The sequence below is a fragment of the Thiohalocapsa sp. genome (assembly GCF_022340605.1).
Classification (GTDB): Bacteria; Pseudomonadota; Gammaproteobacteria; order Chromatiales; family Chromatiaceae; genus Thiohalocapsa.
The window spans coordinates 40,192-65,168 of record NZ_JAJDNQ010000080.1; the positions used below are offsets into that span (position 1 = coordinate 40,192).

At 67.8% G+C, this 24,977-nt stretch carries 19 protein-coding genes and 2 pseudogenes; 6 read left to right on the forward strand and 15 right to left on the reverse strand.

Annotated features, from left to right (window positions below; all coding sequences use genetic code 11):
* Positions 1–62: 62 nt before the first annotated feature.
* The 3 genes from LJE69_RS10925 to LJE69_RS10935 all read left to right on the forward strand — a co-directional run bounded on the left by LJE69_RS10925 (position 63) and on the right by LJE69_RS10935 (position 3,223).
* Positions 63–1,445 carry a cobyrinate a,c-diamide synthase gene (locus LJE69_RS10925; RefSeq protein WP_296924814.1) on the forward strand — a complete coding sequence of 461 codons (1,383 nt, stop codon included), beginning with the start codon at positions 63–65 and terminating at the stop codon, positions 1,443–1,445.
* Between the two features lie 125 nt (positions 1,446–1,570).
* Positions 1,571–1,885: an iron-sulfur cluster assembly accessory protein gene (locus LJE69_RS10930; RefSeq protein ID WP_296924816.1), complete on the forward strand. Its 315-nt coding sequence runs from the start codon at positions 1,571–1,573 to the stop codon at positions 1,883–1,885.
* A gap of 213 nt (positions 1,886–2,098) precedes the next feature.
* Positions 2,099–3,223 carry a sulfur reduction protein DsrS gene (locus LJE69_RS10935; protein ID WP_296924818.1) on the forward strand — a complete coding sequence of 375 codons (1,125 nt, stop codon included), beginning with the start codon at positions 2,099–2,101 and terminating at the stop codon, positions 3,221–3,223.
* A 47-nt stretch (positions 3,224–3,270) separates the two neighbouring features.
* Here the strand turns inward: LJE69_RS10935 and LJE69_RS10940 are convergent, their stop codons facing one another.
* Both LJE69_RS10940 and aroG read right to left on the reverse strand, forming a co-directional pair.
* Positions 3,271–3,612, reverse strand: coding sequence for a hypothetical protein (locus tag LJE69_RS10940; RefSeq protein ID WP_296924821.1), 342 nt, complete (start codon positions 3,610–3,612; stop codon positions 3,271–3,273).
* A gap of 109 nt (positions 3,613–3,721) precedes the next feature.
* Positions 3,722–4,789 (reverse strand): 3-deoxy-7-phosphoheptulonate synthase AroG, encoded by a 1,068-nt coding sequence (gene aroG, locus LJE69_RS10945; RefSeq protein WP_296924824.1) that lies wholly within the window; start codon positions 4,787–4,789, stop codon positions 3,722–3,724.
* 367 nt (positions 4,790–5,156) lie between these two features.
* Here aroG and LJE69_RS10950 point away from each other — a divergent pair, with 367 nt between their 5' ends.
* Together LJE69_RS10950 and LJE69_RS10955 are read left to right on the forward strand one after the other, a co-directional pair.
* Entirely contained in the window at positions 5,157–5,894 is a 738-nt protein-coding gene (locus tag LJE69_RS10950) for a lipocalin family protein (RefSeq protein ID WP_296924827.1), read from the forward strand.
* A 906-nt stretch (positions 5,895–6,800) separates the two neighbouring features.
* On the forward strand, positions 6,801–7,649 hold the full coding sequence (locus LJE69_RS10955; RefSeq protein ID WP_296924830.1) for an alpha/beta hydrolase: 849 nt from the start codon (positions 6,801–6,803) through the stop codon (positions 7,647–7,649).
* Positions 7,650–7,926: 277 nt separating this feature from the next.
* On the opposite strand, the gene LJE69_RS10960 is transcribed toward LJE69_RS10955, so the two are convergent.
* The 4 genes from LJE69_RS10960 to LJE69_RS10975 form a co-directional block, all read right to left on the reverse strand.
* Positions 7,927–8,310: an ATP-binding protein gene (locus LJE69_RS10960; RefSeq protein ID WP_296924833.1), complete on the reverse strand. Its 384-nt coding sequence runs from the start codon at positions 8,308–8,310 to the stop codon at positions 7,927–7,929.
* Positions 8,270–9,106 (reverse strand): PAS domain-containing protein, encoded by an 837-nt coding sequence (locus LJE69_RS10965; RefSeq protein ID WP_296924836.1) that lies wholly within the window; start codon positions 9,104–9,106, stop codon positions 8,270–8,272. The genes LJE69_RS10960 and LJE69_RS10965 overlap by 41 nt, the downstream gene beginning before the upstream one ends.
* Positions 9,107–9,290: 184 nt before the next feature.
* Positions 9,291–10,271 carry a hypothetical protein gene (locus LJE69_RS10970; protein ID WP_296924838.1) on the reverse strand — a complete coding sequence of 327 codons (981 nt, stop codon included), beginning with the start codon at positions 10,269–10,271 and terminating at the stop codon, positions 9,291–9,293.
* Between the two features lie 8 nt (positions 10,272–10,279).
* Positions 10,280–10,756, reverse strand: coding sequence for an HNH endonuclease (locus tag LJE69_RS10975; protein ID WP_296924841.1), 477 nt, complete (start codon positions 10,754–10,756; stop codon positions 10,280–10,282).
* Positions 10,757–10,759: 3 nt separating this feature from the next.
* Between LJE69_RS10975 and LJE69_RS10980 the strand changes: the two genes are divergently transcribed.
* The gene (locus LJE69_RS10980; RefSeq protein WP_296924843.1) at positions 10,760–10,882 is read left to right on the forward strand and encodes a hypothetical protein; all 123 of its coding nucleotides are present in this window, start codon (positions 10,760–10,762) and stop codon (positions 10,880–10,882) included.
* Between the two features lie 46 nt (positions 10,883–10,928).
* Here the strand turns inward: LJE69_RS10980 and LJE69_RS10985 are convergent, their stop codons facing one another.
* The 9 genes and pseudogenes from LJE69_RS10985 to LJE69_RS11025 form a co-directional block, all read right to left on the reverse strand.
* Positions 10,929–14,072 (reverse strand): DEAD/DEAH box helicase, encoded by a 3,144-nt coding sequence (locus LJE69_RS10985; RefSeq protein ID WP_296924845.1) that lies wholly within the window; start codon positions 14,070–14,072, stop codon positions 10,929–10,931.
* Positions 14,073–14,279: 207 nt separating this feature from the next.
* Positions 14,280–17,771, reverse strand: a complete 3,492-nt coding sequence (locus LJE69_RS10990) for a tetratricopeptide repeat protein (RefSeq protein WP_296924848.1) — start codon at positions 17,769–17,771, stop codon at positions 14,280–14,282.
* Between the two features lie 8 nt (positions 17,772–17,779).
* The gene (locus tag LJE69_RS10995; RefSeq protein WP_296924850.1) at positions 17,780–19,009 is read right to left on the reverse strand and encodes an AAA family ATPase; all 1,230 of its coding nucleotides are present in this window, start codon (positions 19,007–19,009) and stop codon (positions 17,780–17,782) included.
* A 389-nt stretch (positions 19,010–19,398) separates the two neighbouring features.
* Positions 19,399–20,595, reverse strand: coding sequence for a ribonucleotide-diphosphate reductase subunit beta (locus LJE69_RS11000; protein WP_296924861.1), 1,197 nt, complete (start codon positions 20,593–20,595; stop codon positions 19,399–19,401).
* A gap of 421 nt (positions 20,596–21,016) precedes the next feature.
* The gene (locus tag LJE69_RS11005; protein ID WP_296924853.1) at positions 21,017–22,090 is read right to left on the reverse strand and encodes a DUF3298 domain-containing protein; all 1,074 of its coding nucleotides are present in this window, start codon (positions 22,088–22,090) and stop codon (positions 21,017–21,019) included.
* Positions 22,091–22,449: 359 nt separating this feature from the next.
* A complete protein-coding gene (locus LJE69_RS11010) occupies positions 22,450–22,869 on the reverse strand; it encodes a hypothetical protein (protein ID WP_296924855.1) in 420 nt (139 codons plus the stop codon).
* 335 nt (positions 22,870–23,204) lie between these two features.
* Positions 23,205–23,738 carry a plasmid pRiA4b ORF-3 family protein gene (locus LJE69_RS11015; protein WP_296924859.1) on the reverse strand — a complete coding sequence of 178 codons (534 nt, stop codon included), beginning with the start codon at positions 23,736–23,738 and terminating at the stop codon, positions 23,205–23,207.
* A 318-nt stretch (positions 23,739–24,056) separates the two neighbouring features.
* A pseudogene (locus LJE69_RS11020) lies at positions 24,057–24,221 on the reverse strand (DUF2442 domain-containing protein); the annotation flags it as partial.
* 300 nt (positions 24,222–24,521) lie between these two features.
* Positions 24,522–24,977, reverse strand: a pseudogene (locus LJE69_RS11025) (ribonucleoside-diphosphate reductase subunit alpha); the annotation flags it as partial.

Below are 24,977 nucleotides of genomic sequence, written 5' to 3' on the forward strand. Positions count from 1 at the left end.
ATGTCACGGGTGGCGCCTGCCGCACCCGCACGCGCACCGGCTGAGCGCACTCGGCGCGTGACATGCCACACATCTATCTTTCCGCAGCCCGCAAGTCGTCCGGCAAGACGACGCTCAGCATCGGGCTCACTCGCGCGCTGCGGCGGCGCGGCCACCGGGTGCAGCCGTTCAAGAAGGGGCCGGATTACATCGACCCGCTGTGGCTCACCCAGGCGGCAGGCCGTGCCTGTCTCAACCTGGACTATCACACGACGCCGGCGGGAGAGATCCAGGCCGATTTCGCCCGCGCGCTGCGGGACGCGGACCTGGGCTTCATCGAGGGCAACGTCGGGCTCTTCGACAGTGTCGACGTGCTGGGCGCGCAGAGCAATGCCGAGATGGCCAAGCTGCTCGGCGCGCCCGTCGTGCTGGTGGTGGACACTCAGGGCATGACGCGCGGCATCGCGCCGCTGCTGCTCGGTTACCTTGCCTTCGATCCGGCGCTGCACATTGCCGGCGTCATCCTCAACAAGGTCGGCGGCGAGCGCCATGCGACCAATCTGCGCCGCGTCGTCGAGCACTATACGGACCTGCCTGTGCTCGGCTGCGTGCCGCGCCTGGCCGGGTTTGGCATCGAGGAGCGCCACCTGGGGCTGATGCCAAGCAACGAGGCCGATGGCGCCGAGGCGACTGTCGAGCGCATCACCAACCTGGTGGCGGCGCACGTGGACCTGGAGGCGGTGGAGCGCATCGCCGCAACGGCGCCCTCCCCATCCATCCAGCCGTCCCTCCGCGCGTTCCACCCGGACGGTGGCGGCGCCCCGGTGCGCATCGGTATCGCCCGCGATGACGCGTTCGGCTTCTACTATCCCGACGATCTCGCCGCCCTGGCCCGAGGCGGTGCCGAACTCATCCCCTTCAGCCCAGTGGCGGACACCGATTTGCCAGACGTGGACGCGCTCTTCATCGGCGGCGGCTTCCCGGAGATGCGCATGCGGGAGTTGGAAGCGAATACCGGCATGCGTGCGGCCGTGGCCGACTTCATTCGCGCCGGCGGCCCCGTCTACGCCGAGTGCGGCGGGCTCATGTACCTCGCGGAGCGCTTGCACTGGCATGGACACGCGAGCCACATGTGCGGTGTGCTGCACGCGGAGGTGGCGATGCACGACCGTCCCCAGGGGCGCGGCTACGTGCGGCTGGCGGAGACCGAGGCGTTCCCCTGGCCACGTCGGGGCGATCAGGCGGCGGGGCAGGAAATCCGGGCGCATGAGTTCCACCACTCCGCGGTGGTGAAACCGGACCCGGACTGGGTCTACGCGTACGAGGTGCTGCGCGGCCAGGGCATCGACGGGCGGCACGACGGCATCGTGCAGCACAACCTGCTCGCCAACTACGCGCACCTGCGCGACGTGGGCGGTGTTGCCTGGACCGAGCGCTTCCTCGCCCACGTCCGCGCACTGGCCTGAAGTCGCTGCCCGTCGCCGCGGGCGGACCTGGGGGCGACGCACCACCCGCAGGCACGCTATGATTTTCTGACACCCATGCCGGCGCGGCCCTCGCCGGCGGAGCAGACAGCATTGGGAAGTGAGACATGTTCAAACTGACCCCGGCTGCGGCCGAGCAAGTTCTGAAGGCGGCGAAGGAGGGCAATGCGGAAGGCTTGTCCCTGCGCCTGGCCGCCGCGCAGAAGCCAGACGGCGCCATCGAATACCGTATGGGCTTCGAAGACGCCGTTCAGGAGGACGATATCCGTTTCCAGAGCGAGGGAGTCGACCTCGTGATGGCGCCGGAGGACGTCCCCCTCCTGGACCAGGCCACCATGGATTATGCCGAGGTGGAGCCCGGCAAGATGCACTTCATCTTTCTGAATCCGAAAGATCTGCACTACAAGCCCCCATCTCAATAAGGGTCTTGGGGTTAGCTGGTAGTACCCCGTTTCAGCCAATTTTGCAGGGCGCCAACCCGGGTGGGGCCGGAGCCGAGGAACCTGGTCGAAGTCTCTGCTCGTGGTCGTGGTCGTGGTCGTGGTCGTGGTCGGATGCTCGACAACGACAACGACAACGACAACGAAAGCAAGATTGGGAGAAACGCTGCACTAGCCCCTAGCCCCTCATTCGTCATGGAACTGGCCAGCGAAGACACTTTCCGACTCAACGTGCTGCTCGCCAACAAGCCGAAGGCGATTCGCATCGATGAGTCCAAGCTCATCGTCTATGGGCTGTCGGACAAGGGCGAAGCGAAGGTGGAGCTGAAGCCCGCCGGCCGCCCGGAGCAATACCTGCGGGCGGTGAAGGAGCTGATTTCCGGCCACATCCTGGGCTCCCCCGGCGGCTATCCGATCTATCTCAAGCGCTGGACCCGCATGGGGCAGATGCGAGACGAGAGCCTGGAACAGCTCCTGATGCTCGGCGAGCCGGAGGCGGTGGTGGCCGCAGTGGGCTCACCGGGTCTCACGGAGGAACTGGCGCGGCGCGCCTGGTGGGCCATGGAGGACGCCGACAACGCCCGGCGCATGCTCGAGAATCCGAACATCGTCGCCTGCAGCCTAGGCGCCGAGCTCGCCGCTTACGTGCTGGACTACCTGCCCTTCGAGACCGAGACCGACAGCCAGACCGACTCGGTGCGGGTGATCCTGAAGCCGGGCCTGCTGGAGCCGGCTACGGTGGCGGACCTCTGGGCCAAGTCCAGCCGCAAGCAGGCCTATCTGGTGGGCTTCCTACAGGCCCTGCCGGACGCGCTGCCGGAGCCCCTACCGGCGCGCGCCGATGCCGAGGCACTCGCCGCGGCGCTGGAGCCGCTCCGCGCCGCCGGCAACCCGGTGGCGCGGCAACTGCTGCGGGTCGCTTCGGGCCAGGGCCAGCGCTATCTCAAGACGGTTGGCGGGGTGCTGGACAAGCCGCCGAACCAGGATGTCGTCACGGCTGCCTTCGATTGCCTGCGGGACTACTGCGCGGCGCTGCGCCCGGACGGAGACCCCAAGCTGGCGCTGGCGGCGGTGCAGGCGGAGGCAGAGCGCTTCGTCACCGAGGGCCAGACCCACGCGGCGGTGCGCGAGGTATTGGCGGCCTATCCGGGGGCGCGGGACGACATCCTCGCCATGCGCATCCTGTCCGCCGCCGGCTACGGCATGATCCGGCCGGTGCTGAGCGATCCGACCACCCTCGGCAGTTTGATGCGGCGCAAGCTGAAGCCGGTGATCGACCCGTTGCAGTCGTACATCGACCGGCTGCGCACCGGCGGCTGAACGCGGCGCCCACACAATCGATCGGCATCGATCGGCATCGATCGGCGTTACTGCCGGCGAACCGTCATGTTGGTGCGCCCGGTGCCCGCCTGGTCGGTGAGCTGGTACTGTCCGTCGCAGATGGTAGTGAGTCCGAGGATGGACTCATGGCCGCAGAACCGGCCCCAGATGCGCCACTCGCCCTTGCCGGTACGGGTGATGGTGGCGTGCGAATCGAACCCCCCGACGCTGCCGGTGAGCTGCCACTGCTTTTGGGTGATGCGGCTGATCTCCGCATAGGACTCGCGGCCGGCGATGTGCCCAGTCGCCCGCCACTTGCGGTCTTTCACCATTTCCGAGACGCTGGCGAACGACTCCCGGCCGTCCACCCAGCCTGATAGCTTCCACATAGGTGCGCCCAATGCCGACGGGCTAAGCTGCCCGCTCGTTGTCTTATCTGATTCGAGTTTGACATCGGGAGGCCTCCCGCGTTGTGACGGAGTGGCGAATCCTGCGCCTTTAGCGCGGGCGCTTCGCCTCGCGCCGCTGGGCCGCGGCCTCGGCCAGTTCCTGGAGCATCGGCACGGTGTCGTCCCAGCCGATGCAGGCGTCGGTGACGCTCTGGCCGTAGCGCAGCGCGACCCCCTCGGTGAGCTCCTGCCGGCCGGCCACCAGGTGGCTCTCGATCATCGCGCCGATGATACGGCGGTCGCCGCGGGCAATCTGTCCGGCCACGTCCTCGCAGACCCAGATCTGCTTTTCGTGCCGTTTGCGGCTGTTGGCGTGGCTGAAGTCGATCATGATCTTCGGCCTCAGCTCCGCCTGCTCGATGGCCTCGGCCGCGATGTTCACGCTCTCGGTGTCGTAGTTGGGCCGGCTGCCGCCGCGCAGGATGATGTGGGTGTCGAGGTTGCCGCGGGTGCTGAAGATGGCCGACTGGCCATCCTTGGTGAGCGACATGAACACATGCGGCCGCGCCGCGGCGTGAATGGCGTCGATGGCCACCTTGACGCTGCCGTCGGTGGCGTTCTTGAAGCCCACTGGGCAGGACAGGCCGGAGGCCAGCTCGCGATGGCCCTGGCTTTCCGTGGTGCGGGCGCCGACCGCGCCCCAGCTCACCAGGTCGGCGATGTACTGGGGGCTGATGAGGTCCAGGAACTCGGTGCCGGCGGGCACGCCCATTTCGTTCAGGTCCAGCAGCAGCTTGCGTGCGAGCCCCAGGCCCTTGTTGATCTCGAAGCTCCCGTCGAGGTTCGGGTCGTTGATGAGCCCCTTCCAGCCCACGGTGGTGCGCGGCTTCTCGAAGTAGACCCGCATCACGATCATCAGGTGCTCGGCGAGGCGCTCGCGCACCTCCACCAGGCGGCGCGCGTAGTCCAACGCCGCCGCAGGGTCGTGCACCGAGCAAGGACCCACCACCACCAGCAGGCGGTCGTCGTCACCGTGCAGGATGCGCTGGATCTCGCTGCGGGCGTGGAACACCGTCTCCGCGGCAGTGTCGGTAATGGGGAACTCGCGGTGCAGGTCCTTCGGCGGGATCACCTGCTTGATTTCGCGAATGCGAAGGTCGTCGGTCTCTGGGCGCATGTGGACAACGCCTCGGTGGGGCGCGTGCTGACGGGGGACTCGCGTGTGCGGCCCGGTTGCCGTGCCGGTTGCCGTGCGCTTCCGGGGCGGCGCTCGCGGCGCGGCAGGAGCCACGAAATTAGCCGCTCAGTATAGCCCAACCGTGCATGGGCGGTCCGCCATGCGGCCCCCGACGGACCAAGACCCTGCCGCGGGCATGGCTGCGGACCACCCGTGCACCGTAGAATGGACGGTTTCTCCGGCCGTGCATCCACACCCGCGCGGCCCCGTGTTCCGCGCCTGCGGACAGCGGATACCCGCAGCGGCCGCGCGCGGTCTGCTCGCGTCCCCGTCTTGCCCGCTGGCGCCAACGAGACCGATCAAGCCAATGAAAGACGACGGATTCGGCCAAGGGCCGGAGCAATCGCCATCGCGTGGCCGGCGCACCGCCGGCGCCAAGCCCGGCACTCGCCGGCGCCGGCGCACCGGTGCCGGCGGGCGTGACGACTGGGCCGAGGAGATCTATTCTGCTCCCGCGGACAAGCGCGCCGCCGACGATGAGGGCGAGGCGCAGGTCATCGTCAGCACCCGGCTGCGCAAGCCCAAGGTACACCTGATGGCGCCCGCCACCGCGGCCTTCGTGGACCTGCGCCGCTACATGGGGCGGTGGTACGAGATCGCCCGCCTGCCCTATTTCACCCAGCGCCGCTGCGTCAAGGACGCGCACGCCGACTATGTCCTGGGTGACGACGGCATGGTCTATGTCACCAACCGCTGCACCCACCAAGATGGCGGTACCGGCACTGCCAAGGGCGTCGCGCGAGTGGTGGACCGGGGCAGCAACGCGCGGTTGGAGATCAGCTTCCGCACCCTCTACGGCGTGCACGTCCTCTGGGACGACTACTGGATCATCGGTGTCGGCGCCGACTACGACTACGCGCTGGTGGGCCAACCCACGCGCAAGCGCGGCTGGGTCCTGAGCCGTGATCCGTGCCCGGAAGAGGCCAAGGTGCAGGCATGGATCGCGGAGTTCGCCGAAAAGGGCTTCCCGGCCGAGGAATTCCTGCGCACTCGGCAGGAGGGTGGTCAAGCACCCGCGCGGTCATCCGTGGCGGAGAGCAACTAGTGCACGGCCTTGGAATTGTCGATACCGTTCGCTGTCCGGCGCGAGCGAGTGTCGCCCTGGAGGGCGACACTCCGGCCATCGCGACCCGCGGCCATAGTGTCGGCCGGCGTGTCGGCCGGCGTGTCGGCCTCCAGGTCGACACGGATCAGCACCACGGGCGGCCTTGAGCGTGGCCTCGATACTTCCGCATGAGTGCACTCGCACAACTGCGCTGAAGTGCCACTGATCACTCGTGCAGCGTTTCTCGTAACTTCGCTGTCGTTGTCGTTGTCGTTGTCGAGTACCCGATCACGACCACGACCACGACCACGACCACGACCACGACCACAACTACGACCACGACCACGAGCAGAGACTTCGACCAGATTCCTCGGCTCGGGCCCCCACCCGGGTTGGCGCCGTGCGAAATTGGCTGAAACGGGGCACTAGCGGCCGGCGCGAGCTCGGGATCGCAATCGATCCCGATCCCGAAGCGCCTGCAGCCAGTGGTGGCGGGAATCAGGCGCAAGCGCACTGGCAACCATCTCTCCACGAGGGCGCCCGTGGGAGCGGCGTCCTCGCCGCGATCGCTCTAGCGCCGTGGGAGCGGCGTCCCCGCCGCGATCACCCCAGCGACGTGGGAGCGGCGTCCCCGCCGCGATCGCTCCAGCGTCGTGGGAGCGGCGTCCTCGCCGCGATCGCTCTAGCGCCGGTGGAAATGGCATCCCCGCCGCCAAGTGACTCTATCTTCCCGCCAGTGTGCCGCAAAATCCGTTGCTCGCCGGGGCCATACACGGCCATGATCGGAAGCTGAAGCCAGTGGGATCATAGCGCGTCCCCGGCTTACCCCACGGCCTCTGATCACGGCTCGCGAAGCTCGACTTCGCGCGTCAAAGAAACCCCCTCGGCGACATGCGGAGAGCCACCATGAAACTGGTGCGAGACGGCGTTCACCTGTCATTCGAGCTGGCCGGCACGGGCACGCCCGATCTGGTCTTCGTGCACGGACTCGGCGGGGATGCCAGTCACTTCGCGGCGCAATTGGCCCATTACTGCGACCGCGAACGCGTGCTGATCGTCGAGCTCCGCGGTCACGGCGCGAGCGACGCGCCCCGCCAAACCTACCCGATCGAGGTCTTCGCGGACGACATCGCCTGGCTCTGCGACACCCTCGAATTGCACCGGCCCGTCATCGTCGGCCAGGGCCTCGGCGGCAATACGGCGCTGGAGATCGCCGCGCGCCGGCCCGAGCTAGCGGCAGCGGTCGTGCTGCTCGACTCCTCGCTGCTGCTCACTCCAGAGGAAACGGAGCGGTTGACTGCCTGTTGCGACGGCTTGCACGGTCCCGACTGGCAGGACTGGGGGCGGCGCATCATCGCCGAAGCCTGCCAGCCGACCGACCGCTGCCGCGCACAGGTGGAGGCACGATTCCTGGCAACGCCACAGCACGTGTTGGCCGCGGCCTGCGACGGCGTCATGGCGTGGGAGCAGACGCGGGCGCGGATCTGCGCCAGCGCATGCCGGGTGCCGGTGCTCTACGTCGAGGCGTCCCGGCCGTTGGTTGACCTTGAGCGCTTCGCGCGGCTCTGCCCGCAACTGATCACCGCGAAGGCCACCGGTTCCGGGCATTTCCTGGCCATGGAAGTGCCCGAGCAGGTCGATGCGATGCTCGATCGCTTCCTGTTGCTGTACCGGCGGCAGTCGCATGGAGCGACGCCGCACGCGTCCCAGGCGCTCAGTGCCCCTCTGGCCAATCGTCGCCAAGCGTCTGCCTGAACCTGAACGGGCCTGGCTCGGGGAGGGCGTGCTGGCCGACGATCCGAGCCTCGAGACTCGCATACCGGCAAGGGGCGTCCTGACCTACCCACGTGCGGGGCGGCTCGCGGTCACCGAGGCCGGCCTGCCGTCACGGACCAGCCTTCGCGAATGCCGTTAGGCCATGGCGGGAGAAGCCTTGCCGATAACCGTTGCGCAACGGGCAGAGCCCAATCGGCGCTTGGCGCGAAGCCGCGATGGAGGATGAGTCGTCGTTCCGCCCACCGGTGGACTCCAATCAGTCGCCCCGGGGCAGTAGCGCCTGCGGAATGCCGACGCCATCGTCTTTGACTTGCACGATACAGTCCCCGCCTGCACGGGTGACCTGGACCGCGATGGACCCGCCCGGCTCGGTGTACTTGGCCGCATTGCTCAGCAGATTGGCAAAGACCTGGCCAAGCCGCACCGGGTCCGCGTCGAGCGCCAGTGTCGCGGCGGGCAGGTCCAATGTGAGCCGGTGGCCGCGGCTGTCGATCAACGATCGGGTGGTCTCGATGGCTTGTTCGAGCACGTCCGCGACGGCCACGCGCTCGCGGCGAAGCAGGATACGCCCGTGGTCGATGCGGTTCAGATCGAGCAGATCATCCACCAGGCGCACCAACTGCGCGAGCTGGCGTTGCATCTTGGCGATGGTATCCGCCGCCCACGGAAGCTGCTGGCCGCCCTGCGCGAGCAGTTCGAGGCCGTTGCGCAGGGGGGGCGAGCGGGTTGCGCAGCTCATGCGCCAACGTGGCGAGAAACTCATCCTTGCGACGGGCCGCCTCGCGCAAGGCCAGCTCGGCCTGCCGGCGCTTGGTGGTTTCTTCGACGACGATGCTGATGCCGGTCACCTGGCCAGCGGCGTTGCGCACCGGCAGCGAATGGTGCAGCCAGCTGCGCTCGACTCCGGGCCTGGAGGGCGTCTCGCCGACGGCCTCCTTGTTGTAGAGGGGGCGACCCGTCTCTAGGGCCTCGCGCAGCTCCGGCTCCATGGTGTCGGCGAGCTGGGGCAACATTTCCCGCACGCGCTTGCCGAACTCGATGTGCTGCAAGCCGTGCGTCTTCAGCGCCCCTCGGTACTCCGCCATGACGCGGGCGCGGTCGTCCGGATGAATGCTCGCAAGCCGGCTCGCCTGAGAGGGTTGTACGCTGCGGGGCAGGCCGTACAGCTCGTAATAGGAGTCCGACCAGATGGAGCGGCCGGTGACCAGATCGATGTCCCGGACGCCGGCGCCGATACGGCAGCCGGCGTTCGCGAGCGTGGCCTCGCCCTCGCCGCGGGTCGGCTCGGCCGCCCCGGGCCGGACCGGCAGAGGTTCATGACGTGCGCTCTCGTGCAGAGCCCGCAGTTCATCACGCTCGCGCTCGAGCTCCGCAACGCGCGCCTCCAGCTCCGCGATGCGCGCGCTCGCGGCATCGGCGCAATGGTCCGTGGTCACGGCCACATCATCGCCTGCCGCGGGCGCTCCGGATCACGCTCCATGAGGTCTCACGATCATCTCCCGTTTGGCTGTATGTCCCTGAGCGCAATGATGCCTGATCAAGAAAACGTCGGAAACCGCGCATGCGACCGCCCTGCTGATCCTTGGCCAGGATCGCGGCCGAGCGAGCAGGGCCCTGGAATCAAGGGCAGCCGCGCGAGCTCTGGCTGAGAAACTGCCAGGACCGCCCGGCGCGGCCCAGCTCGAAGGTATCGACGCTGCAAGCGTGCTTGCCGCTCTTCATTCGATAGGATAAGCGAGCCTGCACGCGCTCGTCGCTCAAGGCGCGAATCTCCGACGCGGTGACTCGGTCCACCTTTCCGTCCCACCAGCCCACATAGCTGTCGAACCCAACCCGGCGACGCATCTCGGGCGAGAGCATGGCCCAGGTCTGCGCATAGGGCACGTGCTTCAACAGCGAATAGTAGCGCTCGACGAAGCGGGCGGCCGACCGCGGCTCGGGTCTGCCCGGGCCGCTCGCCGGGGATGCGCCGGCGCACTTGGCGGAACCAACGAAGCAGCCCCGCTCCATATCCCACACCTTGATGCCCAGGCTCAAGCATTCCGCGGTCGAGAACCAATACATGTCGTCGGAGGCCGTCTGGAAGGTGCGCACGAAGATCTCCATGGGTGCGTTCACGGTGTGGCCGTATTCCAGCATCTCGCCGACGATCTGTTGCGTGCGGTCGGTATCATCCAAGCGCGAGCCATCGCCGTTCCTGAAGGCGTGGAAACCCAGCCGGCTGGTGGTCGTGCTGGACATCCAGCGCGCGCCGGTGCGGTCGGTGCCGCCCAGGAACGCCAATGCGCAGGCGCTGGCGCACATCCCGCCGCCTTCCACAACGGCCTTGATGCGATTGCGCCTGAGGTATTCTCCAAGTCGAATACCACCGCCGAGACTGCCGCCGGGGCTGTCGAAATAGACCGCGGTGTTGCGCCTGCGCCCGACCCGGGAGAGATAGCGGTCGAGGCGCTCGGCGTCGTCCCAGACGACGTTCCCGGTGGCCGACACCGCGGTCAGCGTCTTGGAATCGTTGCCTTGGGCGCTGAAGTCCATCGCGGCGGCGGGCAGTGCCAGGCTCGTGAGGACAATGCAGGTGATTTGAGCGCAGCCCTTGATCATGGTCCCGGTCAGGCACGTGAGCAAAGCCATGAATCGAGTTGGCCTGGTGGGTGAAGTTTCCATCCGAGCTCCTCAAGGGTCCAATGTGCCTTGGTCGAGTTTCTCAATTGTGAAGTTGTCACGAGATTGCGTCTCGCGTCTGTGCCGCCGCGAGCAATCGGAATTACATGATCTACCGTCGGGTGGAAATGCCAGTAGGCGATATGTGTTTCTGATGTCTTCCAATGGGGATGGTATGGAAAGTCATTTGGCAATTCAAGACTCAAAATGCGTAGCGCGCCTGGATAGAGCAGTCTTTCACCTGAGTATCTATCAATAAAGCCGTCTCGCAGGAAGGTCGCCATGCTTTGAGCAAGCGTGTATCTGCGTGCGCTTCTCTCGATTGGCGAAAAGGGATAGCCGGCCATAATGATCTTCCCGGCATCTGATGACTCACCCATCATTAGGGCTGAGAAGGCTCGCTCAATCGCCTGGAGCTTGTTCATGCCTTGTTCGTCGCGCAGTTATTTAGCGATATTCAGAATCTGGCCGAGGCTGCTTGGGCGGCGCCAGATCAGGGTGCCGCGTGGGCGCTGGCCGCAGGTTTCAAATGGCATGGCAAGTTTCGCTGACGCGGTGCCTGCAATGGCTTCGGCGTGTCGGCGGTTGACGCGCGCTTCAAGTGCCAATGTCGCTTCCGGACACGAATGTCGCCACGTCCGCCGCCAGCGCCGCGAGTAGCTCGGGCGGGATGTCGTCGCTGGCCTGTGCCAGGCTCTGGGCGCGCATGATCAGTGTCGCGTCGTCGGACTGGAGACGGCCGCCGGGCAGGGCCTCGGCGTAGAGCCAGACGGCGGCCTTGTGGGGCTCGGGCGGCTGGTCCTGCCCGCAGCACAGCGCGGCGGCGTTGAGTAGGGCGCCGAGCAGCAGCTCGGCGGCGGGGGCGGGGCAGTTCTGGCGCAGCAGCACCTCGGCGGCCTCGAGCTTCTGGCGGGCACGGCGTAGCAGCGGGGGCTCCGATGGCGCCGCGGCCGGCGGTTCGGTTGGGGCCTGATAGAGCGCCTCGGCGTCGGCGGCGGGGGAGGCGGCGCCCAGGCGCTGTAGACCGCGCAGCGTGCGGCGGTCGATGAGCGCGATGGGGACTTGCTCGGAGATGACCGCGGCGCGGGCGTCGTCGGCGTCGTCCACTTGATCGAGCACCACCAGCAGGCCGCCCCGGGCGCCGAGGATGCGGTCGATGCGGGGGCCGAGCTCGTGCTGCAGGACCTCGATGCAGCGGCGGACCTCGTCGCCGAGACCGGTGCCGGCGACCGCCGTGTCGGCGGGCGCCGTGGCGGCTTCGGTGCCTGCCGGCATGCCCGCCGCCTCGGGCTCGGTGGGTGCCAGCTCGGCGGCGGCCTCGGCCGCGACGGCGGGCGGCAATTGCGTCGGCTCGGCGGCGCCTGCCAAGTCCTCGGCCAGCACCTCGGCCAGCCGCTTGGACATGCCCACGACATCCTCGGTGGCGTCGGTGTCGACGACGTTGTCGAACAGGTCGCGCTTGCCTTGCACCAGGCCCAGCACGTGGTCCTCGTAGGCGTCGGCGGCCACCAGGTGGACCACCTGGACCTTGTTGCGCTGGCCGAGCCGGTGCACGCGGGCGACGCGCTGGTCCAGTACGGCCGGGTTCCATGGGATGTCCAGGTTCACCAGCAGCGACGCGCATTGCAGGTTGAGCCCGGTGCCGCCGGCGTCGGTGGAGATGAACACCTGGCAGGCGTCGTCGTCGTGGAAGCGATCCATCAGCGCGCCGCGCCTCGCGCTGGGCACGCCGCCGTGCAGGCGCACGCAGCCGAGACCCATGCGCCGGACGAGCTCTTCCACCATCTCGCCCATCTGCGCCCACTGCGAGAAGACCACGGCCTTGAGTCCGGCGAGCTGACAGCCTTCCTCCAGGATGCTGGCCAGCTCGTCGAGCTTCGGCGAGCCCTTGGTTTCCTTGTCCACCAGGCCGGCGGCGTTGCAGGCCATGCGCGCGCGCTGGAGCGCGGCCATCATGCGGTTCTGCTCGGACGGCGTCAGCGGCCGACGCTTGAGGATCTGCGCCAGGCGCGCGGCGGTGTTGATGGCCTCGTCGTGAATCTCCGCCTGCTTCGGCGACAGCGGCACATCGCGGCGCTGCTCGATGCGGTCCGGCAGCTGGTCGCGCACCAGGGCGCGGTCGCGGCGCAGCATGACGGGCTGCATGCGCCGTCGCAGCTCGGAGAGGTTGCGGTAGCCGAGCACCTTGCCGCGCTCGTCGGTGATGTGGAAGTCCACCAGATACCGCCACAGCGGCCCCAGCACCCGCGGGTCCACCACCTGCATCAGGCTGTAGAGGTCCTCCAGGCGGTTCTCCAGCGGCGTGCCGCTGAGCACGAAGGCGTAGCGCGATGGGATGCGCTTGATGGCGGTGGCGATCTTGGTGCGCCAGTTCTTGATGCGTTGGGCCTCATCGAGGATCAGCAGGTCCGGCGCCAGGGTCTCGTTGATGACGCTCAAGTCTCGCAGCACCAGCTCGTAGTTGATGACGTAGAAGCCGCTGCCTTTGCGGTACTGCACCGCGCGCGCCTCGGCCGGCCCCTGCACCTGGTGCGCCTTGGCGCCGGTGAAGCGCTCGATCTCCCGCGCCCACTGGAACCTGAGCGACGCGGGGCAGACGATGAGCACACGCTCCACGTTGTCGTTGCGGTGCAGCCAGTAGGCGGCGGCGATGGCCTGGAGGGTCTTGCCGAGGCCCATGTCGTCGGCCAGCAGTGCGCGGCCGCGGCCGGCGAGAAAGGCGACGCCGTCCACCTGGTACGGGTAGAGCCGGGCGCGGATCTCGGGCAGGCGGCCGCCGCTGTCATGGATGCGGCTGCCGATGTCGCGGGCGCGCAGCTCGCGGGCGGCGTCGTCGGCGAGCCGCCGGGCGTAGGCAAGGGCGTCGTCGCCGATCAGCAGCTCGTCGCCGCCGTGCTGCTCGGCGAAGGCGAGAAATTCATCCGGCAGCCGGCCGCGGAAGGCGCCGTCGGCATCGAACCAGTCCTCCAGCACCGGCAGCAGGTGGGCGGCCATCTCGGCGGCCCGGTGCAGCCGGATGCGCGGGGCGTCGTCGCGCTGCCAGTCCAGGTAGACGTAGGGCCGCGGCGCCGGCTGGTTGCGGATCGCTTTGTAGTCCTTGCGCTTGCCGATGCGGTGCAGCACCGCCTCGATGTGCTTGCACGTGCCGAGCTGATTGGTGGCGAAGTCCGGGCAGGTGCAGTGGTTGGCGCGCTCGGTCAGCGAGCGGATCTGCACCTGCCAGGTGGTCTGGATCGGGCTCGCGCCGGTGCCGATGGAGCGCGCCCGCCAGGTGCCGAACCAGGTGCCGAACCAGGGGGCATCGTCGTGATTACCGCCGACGGGCTCGACGCGCACCTCGGCGCGGCCGCGCTTGACCCGCTCGTCGATGGCGGCGGCGACGGCGTCGCCCAGCTTGGCGTCGGGCGGCTCGGCGGTGCCGAAGGCGAGGAGCGCGGCCAGGGCGTGGACGCACAGGCCGCCGTCGGTGTCGGCGCCATCGCCATGGTTGGCGCAGTCGCAGGCGGACCAGAGGTTGCCGTCGGCGTCGTAGCCCAGGCTCAGCGCAAGCTGCTCTTCGGAGTCCTCATCCTCCACCTCGGCGTGCAGCTCGCCGTCGGCGAACTGCACCTGCACCACGCGCTTATCCTGCGCATGGCGCCAGGCGCGGCGGAGCTGCGACTCGCCGGCGAGACCGTGCAGCTCCTCGCTGTCGAACACGAAGTGGGCCTGGGTGGCGCCGGTGGCTGGGGTCTGCGGCATGGTGGCTCCGGGTTGCGTTGCAGGGTTGGGTGTTGGCTCGTGCTTCGCGCGTGCTGCGGCAAGATCGGGCAAGGGCGCGGTCGCGGATGCGGTGGTGCCGATACCGATCGCGATCGGACGCGATCCAGGGCGACACGGATCAACAATCCACGCGGCGCAACACGCCGACAACGGCACATCCCAGCGACCTCGCCCCACAGCGCCCGGCTAGACCAGAAATCGCAACGGCCCGTCGATGCGCTCGCGCGGCAGCGGCGAGGTCGTGTCGGCCGGCTGCTCTGCGAGCATCTCGACAGAGCCGTTGCCGGGGTCGAGCCGGAGCTTGGCGACGTACACCTTGCCGGCGTGGCTGATCGTGGCCGCGTAGACGGGACGGCCCGCGTCGTCGGTTTCCAGATGGCGCCAGGGGGTTAGCGGAACGGAATCCGCAGCGACCGCGACCGTCGGTTCCGCCGCGGCATCGAGCCAAGCACCGGCGTCGATGATCTCGAAGCGCCCGCCCTCGGCGCGCAGGGATGCGCAGAACCAGCGCGTGTAGTCCGCGCGGGCCACGTCGGTATCGAGCCGGATGCGCCCGTCCGCGACCAGCGCGTATGGGGTCGCGCTATTGCCGTCGAGCAGCACCAGGCCGGCGTCGCCCGCCAGCAGGTCCAGCGCAGCCGCTTGGCCAGCGCCGGCGAGATGCACCTGGATCAGGTCCAGGTCGCTGAAGGACAGGGGGCGGCGCTCGATCAGCAGCACGTCCGGGCCCGGCCGCGCCATCGGTGCCGGCAGCCCTTCCGAGCGGGCGAGCGCCCGGGCCGCGTCGGGCAGCGCGCGGATCATCCGGCCGACGAGGGTTCGGGCGGTGTGGCCGTCGAGCCGCTGCCAGGCGTCGGGGAGCAGGTGCGCCGGGTGCGGCTCGGGCGCGTCGCTGTAGCGCGCAAGCACCGCGTCGAGGTCGATCTGGTTGGGGCTGGGCGGCTCGGCGATCCAGAACGCCCGCTGCCGCCCGGCTTCCGCCGCCTCGGCGAGCTTGCGCTCCACGTCGGCCAGCAGCGTATCCAGCTCACGGTCGAGCGCGTCCGGCCCGGTGCGGAGCAGGTTGGCGAGCCAGGGCTCCAGCAGCCCGCGCTCCTCCCGCGGCAGGTTCAGCAGCACCTCCGGGCGCTGCGCTGCCTGGTACGCGATGCCGGCCGCGAGCAGCCGCAGCGGCAGCTGCAACTGCGGGATGTCCCCGGCCAGCGCCCGCCAGGTATCGAGCCAGGCTTGGGTGCTTTGTTGCGGCAACCAGTCGATGGCGAGGGTTCGCAGGCTCCGGACCAGCGCCTCGCCCAGTTCGGTGAGCAGGCCGTGCTTGCCGAACAGCTCGAGCCAGAGGGCGATATGACGCCGCCAGACCTGGGGGCGCTGGGTGCGCGCCGGCAGCCAGCGGACATTGCCGAGGTCTTCGCCCGACCAAACCGGTGGGCGGGTCTTGGCCAGAAGCCCATCGAGCGCGACGCGGCCGTCGTCCCACCGGTCGAGCCACAGCAGGGCCTCGGCGTGCTCCAGTGCGACCTTGAAAGTATCGCTCGCCTTGTAGCCGGGTTGCGGCTGTGACAATAGCGCCAGCGCCTCGCCGGGGCGGCCGGACGACGTCAAGGCCGCCGCCTTTTCCAGCGTCAGCGGCGTGCCGTGCTGATCCAACTCGGGATCGAGCTCAAGCGCACGATCATAGGCCCTAAGCGCGGTGTCCAAATCGCCAACGCTGTGGCGCGCAAAGCCGCGGTAGGCCTGGCCCAGCGCCGACTCGGGCATGAGCGTGGCGAAGGCATCGGTGACGCGCTGGCACGTCCGAGATCGTCCTTGCTCCTGCAAGGCGCCGAGCAGGCGGCGCCAGGCGTCCATGCGGCGCGGTTCCAGTGCCAGCGCCTTGCCGTAGGCACGTACCGCGTCATCGAGCCCCTGGATCACCTGGAGGTCGTCGCCCCGCTCTTCCCAGTCCGCCGCGCTTGCGGGCTCGCCGATCAGCTCCATGGCGCGCTCCAAATACTGCCTTGCCTCCGCATTCCGCCCCGCACGCTTAAGATTCCAGCCATGGTCGCGGTTCAGCGCTGGATCATCGGGCTTCAGCGCCACCGCGCGGGCCGAGGCACGCAGTGCCTCGTCGAAGCGTCCGAGCTGGTCGAGCAGGAAGCCCCGCCAGCTCCAGCCGAGGCTGTCCTCGGGATCGATCTCGGTCACGCGGCGCCAGCAGGCGAGCTGGTCCTCGGGCGGGGCGTTCAGCGCCTCGAGGCAATCCGCCTTGCGCTCCCAGCACGTTTTGTCGTGTGGGTCCCGCTCCAGCGCGCAGTCTATCTCCGCCAGGGCCCTCTGGTAGTCGCCCTCCTGCACCGCGCTCAGGAAGGCCTGGTCCAGGGTCGCCCGCAGCGGGTCCGGCTCCGACCTTGCCCGCTCGACGGCCGCTTGCAGGTGAGAGCGCTCCAGCCCGCCGTGTGCGGTGCTGCCCGCCAGCTCCGACAACTCGCTGCTGGAGTACCAGATGCGCAGGAAGTCGATGAACAGCGGGATGGTCTCGCCGCGCTGCTCCTTGACATCGAGGCACAAGCGCATCAGTGGCTCGCGCAGCTCGTAGTAGTTGTTGCGGCCGATGCTGTCCGCTTGCAGCACATAGCCCAGCTCCACGAGCTTGCCGAGCTGGGTCGATGCGCTCTGCGGGCTCACCATGACCTCCCGGGCGATGGTCTTGACCGGCACCGCGACCTTGAGCCGGCGCAAGGTGTCGACGATGCCCCGCTGCAAGGGCGCGAGCCGGGCCATGCGCGCCTGGTAGTAAGGCGTCAGCTCGTCCATGAGCTTCAGAAACGGCCGCACCAGCTCGTCCAGGGACTCGCGCGTCAGAAACTCGTGGAAGATCACGTAGACACGCGGGTTGCCGCCGGCCAGGTAGTGCACCGCGCGCACGCGGGCGAGGCCGAGCGGGCTCCAGATCAGGTCCGCCAGCGCGCTGTCGCTGGTGTGCTCGGCGAGGCGGGCCAGTAGCTCGGCGGCGTCCTCGACGCCGAAGGGCTCGAGCCGCTGGGTGCGGAAGAAGCCGTAGAAGGCCTCTTTCTTGTCCGTCAGCGGGTCGGTGAGGCTGGTGGTGGTGGCGAGGATCGCTAAGCGAGCGGTGTTCTGGATCAGCGCGCGCAGCTTGCGCTGGCCGTCCTGGCGCAGGTCGGCGAGCAGATCGTCCAGGTTCTCCGCCAGCAGCAGCAGGGTGCGCTCGCCTTGGGAGGGCGCGGCTGGATTCGCGGCGGGGTCTGCGGCCGGATTTTGCAGGGTCTCGGCGATAAGGCCTTCCAGCATGGCCTCCTGGCGGCTCGTGTCGGTGACGTCGAGCACGGCCTCCAGGCGCTCGCCGAGCCAGTCCAGGTCCGGCTCGTCGTCGCGCAGCCGGCGCAGGATCAGCGCCAGCAGCTGGGCGTAGCCGGGCACATAGGGGTCCTCTGGCAACCAGGCGATGCGCAGCCGCGCGCTGAGCTCCGTATCCGCACGCACCCGGTGGTAGATCAGCGCGACCAGGTGGGTCTTGCCGATGCCGCGCGGGCCGACCAGGAGGCGTTGGTGCTTGTTCCCGCTCAGGGCGCTGTCGCGGATGCTCGCCATCAGGCTCCGGGCCAGCGGCTCGCGGGCAACGAATAGGGCCTCCAGCTTTGCCGGGTTGCTGGGGGTGAAGGTGGAATGGCCATCGGTCATCGGATCGCTCAGTCCGCGCGGACCGGATCATCCGCCGGCGGTAATGGCCCCAGGCCCAGGTCGAGCCGCCACCAGCGGCGGATGAGCGGGAAGCGGAAGCCGAGCCGGCCGCTCGCGTCCTGGGTCAGGTAATGGTCACGCTGCATCAGCTTGAGCAGCCGGCGCAGCGGCTCGCGGTCGGGGCCGCACAGGGCGCGGGCGGTGTCGTTGTCGGGCTGGAAGTCGAGCTTCAGCGCCTCGTGCAGGTCGCCCGGCGTGAGCAGTCCGTGCGTGGCCAGTTGGTCGAGCAGTGCGCGCGCCGCGGCGGACGTCGGTCCGTAGTAGCTCGTGAGACGGCTTCGGTAGTGCTCCAGCTGCCAGGGGTCGTCCGGGTCGGTCAGGGCGTCTTGGATGATCCGCGATGCCGCCCCGGGCGACGCTGCCTGTCCGGCATCGGCGAGCTTGGCCGCCACGTGCTGGATGTAGTAGGGCACGCCGTCCAGCTCGCGGGCGATGAGCTCGGCCGCGGCCGTCGCATCGGCGCCGTCGAGTCGCTCGCCCCGCACCAGCTCCAATGCCAGGTGCACGGCATCCGGGGGGGCCAGCGGCGGGATCTCCACCGCGCGCATGTCGTTGATCGGCGAATGCACCCAGCCCCGGTCCTGCAAGCCGACGAGGACGTGATGCAAGCCAATGGAGCCCGTAAAGACCAGGCGCAGACTCGGGTGCATCTGGCGGAGACCGCGCAGAGTGTCCAGCAAGTCCACGACCACGGCCTCCCTTTCGGCGCGGGCGATCTTCTGCAAGGCCCAGGGGAATTCATCCCAGATCAGGGCCACCCGAGGGTTTGCATGCGCCGCGAGCCCACCGAGCAGCCGCTCCAGCGCGGTCTTCCAGGGCAGGCCCTTGGCGTCGGGCAGCTTGAGCACGCCAGCAAATTCCGTGCCGCCCAGCGCGGACCAGAGATCCTCGAGCCACCGCCGTGCCTGATTCGACCTTCCGAGGTGGCCGCCGATGGCCTGCGCCGTGCGCTCCACCAGCTCCGTCGGGCTGTTGACGCGCTCGACGTCCATGTATACGGCGCGCAGGCTCTCGACTGGCTCGGCGGTCATCTTGCGGATGACCGTTGTCTTGCCCATGCGCCGCTCCGCGGTGAGGACCAGGCTCTGTCCGTCCAGGATCGACCACAGTCGGGCGATGAGTTGGTCGCGGCCGATCACGTCCGTGGGGGCGATGATGCCGCCTGGAATCGCCTTCATGCGTATCCCCTTTGATGTGCGTCTCTACTGACGTACGTTCAATTTAACGTAGTTCTCCCGGTCCGCAAAGGGTCTTGGGTGCGCCGGGCGTCGGCGATCCCGGTGATTTGCGAGGTCGGGATGGAGTCGCGCGGGTCGTGCGAGCGCGCCAGTTCAGCCGCCGCATCGCGCCAAGCGCGCGGCGCCGCCGCCGTCGGGTGCGTTGCCCGTTGCGCCGCTGCGCGAGGCTCTTCGGCGGTGCGGGGTGTCGCGCGGTTTGCGTCGGGCTTCGCCGTCGCTCAGCCCGACCTGCGATGCTCGCCCGATTCGGTCGTCAGGAGCGCCATGACGCCGTCGACGCGGCGCCGAGCCGCGTCGACGGCGAGCCGGCTGGAAGCCGGCGCTCCCAATCAGTCCCAACTGAGGGCGCCGCCAGTCTGGTACTCGGTGACGCGGGTCTCGAAGAAGTTCTTCTCCTTCTTGAGGTCCAGCACCTCGGACATCCACGGGAAGGGGTTGCTGGCGCCCGGGTATTGCTCCGGCAGGCCGATCTGTGCGCAGCGGCGGTTGGCGATGAACTTGAGGTATTCCTCGAACATGGGCGCGTTCAAGCCGAGCACGCCCCGGGGCATGGTGTCGTGGGCGTACTGGGACTCCAGCGCGACGGCGTCGCGAATCATGGCCACCAGCTCCTGCTTGAACGCCTCGGTCCACAGGTGCGGGTTCTCGATCTTGATCTGGTTGATGACATCGATGCCGAAGTTCATGTGCATGGACTCATCGCGCAGGATGTACTGGAACTGCTCGGCGGTGCCGGTCATTTTGTTGCGCCGGCCCATGCTCAGCACCTGCACGAAGCCGACGTAGAAGAAGATACCCTCGAAGATCACGTAGAAGGCGACGAGCTCGCGCAGCAGCCGCTGGTCGTTCTCCTGCGTGCCGGTGTGGAAGTGCGGGTCCGCCAGGTATTGAGTGAAGGGCAGCGCCCACTCGGCCTTGCGTGCCACCGCCGGCACCTCGCGGTACATGTTGAAGATCTCGCCCTCGTCGAGCCCCAAGCTCTCCACCACATATTGATAGGCGTGGGTGTGCAGGGCCTCTTCGAACGCCTGGCGCAACAGGTATTGGCGGCATTCGGGGTTGGTGATGTGGCGGTAGACGGCAAGCACCAGGTTGTTGGCCACCAGGGAGTCCGCCGTGGAGAAGAAGCCCAGGTTGCGCTTGATGATGGTGCGCTCGTCGAAGGTGAGGCCGTTGGGATCTTTCCAGAGCGCGATGTCCGCGTTCATGTTGATCTCTTGCGGCATCCAGTGGTTGGCGCAGCCGTCCAAGTACTTCTGCCAGGCCCAGTCGTACTTGAAGGGTACGAGCTGATTAAGATCAGCGTGGCAGTTGATGATGCGCTTGTCGTCCACGCGCAGGCGGCCGGCGCCCATCTCCAGGTTTTCGAGGCCGGTGGCGCCACCATGGGCGGCGATGTCGTAGCCGGGCGCCGCGCCGGCAGGCTGGGAAGATGCCGGCGCCACGGCGGGCGTGTCCTCCAGCAGGGAGCGTTGCTGCGGCAACGGGTTGGGGTTGACCACCGGCGCGCTGCCCGCCGTGCGCATCAGCGCGTCGTTACCGACGGTGCCGTCACCGGGCCGCACCGCCCGCGCCGGCTCGGCCGCGCTGGACAGCGCGAAGTCCTCGTCCGCGGCCGGTGCGTCGTCGAAGGCGGCTTCGGCGGGCGGGACCACCGGCGACGCGGCGCGGGCCGCGGGCTGGGTGCGCGGGGTCAGGTTGGCGAGCGGGTCGTCCCAATTCAGCATTTGGATATCTCCTGGGCGGTCGAGTGGTGGCTTGGCGTCTAGACTTGTGGTGGTTGCCGGTCGGTCCCGTTGCAAGGCAGGCAGCGGCATGAGGGAGCGTCAGCGGTTGGGCGAGCATCCGGTGTCGGTTGAGGGAGGCCGAATGCCGAGCACGACAGTCCGGATAGCTGCCTGATTGTTGCGCCTCCTTCGTCGGTCCAACCTAAATCGGCGTCGTCTTCTATTGCGGGCCTGGCGCGGCGGTCTGCTCCGGGAACAGGGGCGGGCTCAGCACGTCGCGGAGCGCGGCATAGGGCACGGTGACCCGGAAGTCCCCGATGGCATAGGGGCCGACCTGGTATTGGCTGAAGGTCACGCGGATGCCGTCGGCGGTGGGCAGCAGCAGGCCGTAGTTTTCGGCCGTCGGCGCGGTGCCCTGCTGGAACCAGTCGTCGTCGACCATCTCCGAGTCGTCGTTGAAGGGCGCCTCCTTTTGCAGCGCCGCGCGCGCGTGCTCGGCCAGCGGCGCCAGCCAGTCGCTGCCGGCGCGGAACAGCGCCGCCGGCTCCAGGGGCTTGCCGGTCTTGCGGTCCAGCACCAGCGGCAGATACAGGGCACCGCCGTGGGCGCCGCCGGTGTACATGTAGCCGCCGCCGTCCACGGCGATCAGGGTGTCGGTGGTGTAGACCTTCTCGTAGCCAAGGGAGAAGGCCCAAGGCGGGCCGAGGTGGATGCCGTCGTTCTCGGCGAGGAACTCCGCGTACTGCTTCCGGAACCCTTCCAGGGGCTCGCGGAAGGCCTGCTCGATGCCCGTATTGGCGGCGCGGGTGGCGGCGTCGTCGCCGGGCAGCACCGGGAAGATGGCCTCGATGTCCAGATCGCCGCGCTTGTCGATTAGCTGCACGGCGGCTCCCGCCTCCACGACTTCGCGCTTGACCTTCCCCTTGTTGCCCTCGGGGCCGCCGCCGAGTGCGGCGATGCGCGCGCGGTACGCCTGCTCCAGGCAGGCGGTGTCGGTGCAGGCGTCGCGGGTCTCGAGCCACGCGCGCTGGGCGGCGAGCAGGGCCTTGTCGTCTGCGTCCGGCGCCTTCTGCGCGCGCTCATAGAGCTCGGCCATGCGCTCGTCGAGGCGTCCCAGCAGCCACTCGCCGCAGATCAGCTTCTCGACCGCCGTGGCGGCCTTGGCGCAGTCGAAGCTAGCGGCGGCCGCCTGCATCACGCCGCCGAGGGCGAGCGCCGTCGCAAGCGCGAGCGCAGTTTGTGCCGCGGCTCGTAGCCGGGTGCCAGTGGTCCTCGTGGCAAGCGCGATAGTCATTGGTGCCCTCCCGGGGCGTCCCACAGTCGTTGATGCTGTTTTGGGGCCATAGGTATCCCGATGCCAGCAGCGCGGGCTTCAGACATACTGCCGAATAAACTCGCAATACTCGCGGCGGCCGGAGGCGGAATGCCGCTTCACCGAGCGCCGGATTTTCTCCTAATTTTTCGACGCCAGCCGCTGATCGAACAGGGACTCCTGGGCGCCCTCGTCGGGCGCCTCCGGCGCATCCGCCCGCGACCAAGTGTCGGGTAGCGCGTCGTGTGCTGCGCCGCGCTCGCCGTCGATGACTGGCGACAGCGGCTCGCTTAACCGCCCGATGTTCAGTCTCGAGCCTCAACCCGATTCGCGCGCTCCGATCAATCATAAGGGCCTAAGAAGATCATGCCGCCCCAGAACACCGAGCAGACAAGAGAAAAAGAGAAACACGCCCGTAAAATGAAAAGCTGCGCCGGGTTTGTGGACTGAAGCGCCTCGCGAAAGAGCCTCACATCATCCGGCAGGCTCGTCTCCGCAGTTACGATGGCCATCACCAGTCGCTGGTGGATCTCCACCGAGCGCCAAATGATCAGCGCGCCGGTGATTGACCAGAGAAACAGCACCATGTTCGCCGCCCGTGCCGTATGCGGATGGATTTGCACCTTGTCGAACGCCAGCATCAGGGCGACGACCGCGAGCGCCTGGATCGACGCATAGACGTTGAAGCGAGACCAGAACCGATCCAGCTCCGAATTCAGCGTCGCGATATAGACTTCGAGATAGCGGGGGATCTGGATCATGTTTTTGGTTGACTCTGCTTTGGTGCGCAATTCAGTTGCGACAACTGCCTTTTTGCGTTGTTCCAGCGTCGGAGAGACTGGGCAAGTATCGCTCGCAACGCTAAAATCGAGCGGTTTGTAGGTCGGGTTACGCTGCGCTAACCCGACCTAAGCCGAATACGTGTCCAGTCTCTGGAGCGCCGGAATGCGGGGCGGAAGCCCGCGTCCAGCGTCCCTCTCTCCCATGCCCCCTGTTATGATCGCTAGCTGCTGCTCTGGCAACCCCATCGACCGCCTGGTCACGGTTCCACCGGCTTGCCGACAGGACCTCGATGGCTACCCGATGTCTCGTCGGTCTACCGCAGTTCGGAAAGCACGCCATTCACTGCAGCCATGTCGAATGCCTCAGCATCGAACGGACCGCCGAGCCACTCCAGCATGGCGTCGTGCTCAGGATCGGCGGGATCGGCCAAGACTTTGAGCAGTTCTGCATATCCCCAGACTCCCCCGCAATCCTCGGGCGGGCAGGCACGCTTTCCCCTGATGCAGACCGGCAACGCCTGTGCCTTATCGTAGGGCAGGACCTTTTCCAGCGTGATCTTGTGCTCCCAGCTATCGCCGAAGTCATACTCGTAGGTCATGGCGTCCTTCTCCATTTGCAGCAGATCACGCAGCTTGACCTTCGTCTCGTCTTCGATGTCCAAATCCGCCGCAAAGTCGTCATACGCAACACCATACGATCGGCCAAATGCGGAGAACTGGTGCAGGTGACAATTGAACCAGCCCATTGCAATTTGAATCACCAGATGCAGTCGATCGAGCCGGATATCGCTCGGCACGAGAATGCGCCGCCAGATCGGCGGCTTCGAGCCCTTCAGCGTGATCTTCAACTGGTAAGTCTGTCTCGGGCGTCTCGTGGCCATGGACTGGGGCCTCCACACAAGTTCAGGGCTTGCAGTGACTGCATGACAGCATAGTCTATCGGCGATGTGTCAGGCAGGGTAGGTCGGGCACGTGATCGCGTATTCCTTTCGTCACCCGCGGGTCAGCGCGCAGCGGGCGTATACAAGCTCCGCGTCCAGATCGATGCCGTCGTCCGGCGTCGGTCATAACTCCCACCAGCGGCGAGCGCTGGCTCCCACGCTCCAGCGTGGGAGCAACGGCACAACGCTCTGCGTCCTGCCGTATTCGTGACCATGTGCTCAAGATTATGATAAAGGCCCGTGGTCCCATGCCACCATATCGAGAGAGACTCGCACCTTGCCGAATTCGGACGGATCGCGAAGCTTCTTGAAAACGCCAAAGACCAGGACAGGCTTGACATCGAGCAGGCCGGATTCGCCGTCAGAGAGCTCCATGGCCAAGGTATAGTCATCATCGGGCGTTGATCATGACTTTGGCCGGAGACTTGCGGACGTTGGGAGCGGCATGCTCGCCGCGAGTCGATGCCAGTCGCGCCGAGGACGGCGCTCCCCCGGCGGCGAACGATTTGCGAGTAAGGCCGGTGTTTGGTTGGTCGGTTGGCCATCGAGCGTGTACGAGCGCGGCTGTCGCCGCGCGGGCCGGCGAGACGCCGGCGGTCCCAGTGGCCGGCGTGACGCCGGCGCTCCCGGTACGCCAGCGCTCGCGGGCGGGGGGCCCGCACTTCGCACGCCGCACGCCGCACTGCCCCGCTATTGGCAGCTCTCACACTCCGGATCGAGCACCGAGCAAGCGCTCGGCTCCGCGCTTCCGTTTCCTTTCCCGTTGCCCTTGCCCATCGAGATGTAGTTGCCGCCGACGGCGGAGAGGCGGTTGGCCTTGCTCGCGTCGTCCATGGTGGACTTTTCGACGTGGGTGGCGCCCATGGAGCGCAGGTAATACGTCGTCTTGAGGCCGCGCGCCCAGGCGAGCTTGTAGAGGTTGTCGAGCTTTTTGCCGGACGGCTCGCTCATGTAGAGGTTGAGGCTCTGGGCCTGGTCGAGCCATTTCTGGCGGCGGCTGCCGGCCTCCACCAGCCAGCGGGGGTCGATCTCGAACGCGGTGGCGTAGGTCTGCTTGAGGTCGTCCGGGATGCGGTCGATCTGCTGCACGCTGCCGTCGTAGTACTTGAGGTCGTTGACCATGACGCTGTCCCAGAGACCGTGCTC

Excerpts from the sequence above, each read along its gene's own strand:
- LJE69_RS10925 (WP_296924814.1), top strand. The coding sequence starts at position 63 with ATGCCACACATCTATCTTTCCGCAGCCCGCAAGTCGTCCGGCAAGACG.
- LJE69_RS10930 (WP_296924816.1), top strand. The coding sequence starts at position 1,571 with ATGTTCAAACTGACCCCGGCTGCGGCCGAGCAAGTTCTGAAGGCGGCG.
- LJE69_RS10935 (WP_296924818.1), top strand. The coding sequence starts at position 2,099 with ATGGAACTGGCCAGCGAAGACACTTTCCGACTCAACGTGCTGCTCGCC.
- LJE69_RS10940 (WP_296924821.1), bottom strand. The coding sequence starts at position 3,612 with ATGTGGAAGCTATCAGGCTGGGTGGACGGCCGGGAGTCGTTCGCCAGC.
- aroG (WP_296924824.1), bottom strand. The coding sequence starts at position 4,789 with ATGCGCCCAGAGACCGACGACCTTCGCATTCGCGAAATCAAGCAGGTG.
- LJE69_RS10950 (WP_296924827.1), top strand. The coding sequence starts at position 5,157 with ATGAAAGACGACGGATTCGGCCAAGGGCCGGAGCAATCGCCATCGCGT.
- LJE69_RS10955 (WP_296924830.1), top strand. The coding sequence starts at position 6,801 with ATGAAACTGGTGCGAGACGGCGTTCACCTGTCATTCGAGCTGGCCGGC.
- LJE69_RS10960 (WP_296924833.1), bottom strand. The coding sequence starts at position 8,310 with ATGCAACGCCAGCTCGCGCAGTTGGTGCGCCTGGTGGATGATCTGCTC.
- LJE69_RS10970 (WP_296924838.1), bottom strand. The coding sequence starts at position 10,271 with ATGATCAAGGGCTGCGCTCAAATCACCTGCATTGTCCTCACGAGCCTG.
- LJE69_RS10975 (WP_296924841.1), bottom strand. The coding sequence starts at position 10,756 with ATGAACAAGCTCCAGGCGATTGAGCGAGCCTTCTCAGCCCTAATGATG.
- LJE69_RS10985 (WP_296924845.1), bottom strand. The coding sequence starts at position 14,072 with ATGCCGCAGACCCCAGCCACCGGCGCCACCCAGGCCCACTTCGTGTTC.
- LJE69_RS10990 (WP_296924848.1), bottom strand. The coding sequence starts at position 17,771 with ATGACCGATGGCCATTCCACCTTCACCCCCAGCAACCCGGCAAAGCTG.
- LJE69_RS10995 (WP_296924850.1), bottom strand. The coding sequence starts at position 19,009 with ATGAAGGCGATTCCAGGCGGCATCATCGCCCCCACGGACGTGATCGGC.
- LJE69_RS11000 (WP_296924861.1), bottom strand. The coding sequence starts at position 20,595 with ATGCGCACGGCGGGCAGCGCGCCGGTGGTCAACCCCAACCCGTTGCCG.
- LJE69_RS11005 (WP_296924853.1), bottom strand. The coding sequence starts at position 22,090 with ATGACTATCGCGCTTGCCACGAGGACCACTGGCACCCGGCTACGAGCC.
- LJE69_RS11010 (WP_296924855.1), bottom strand. The coding sequence starts at position 22,869 with ATGATCCAGATCCCCCGCTATCTCGAAGTCTATATCGCGACGCTGAAT.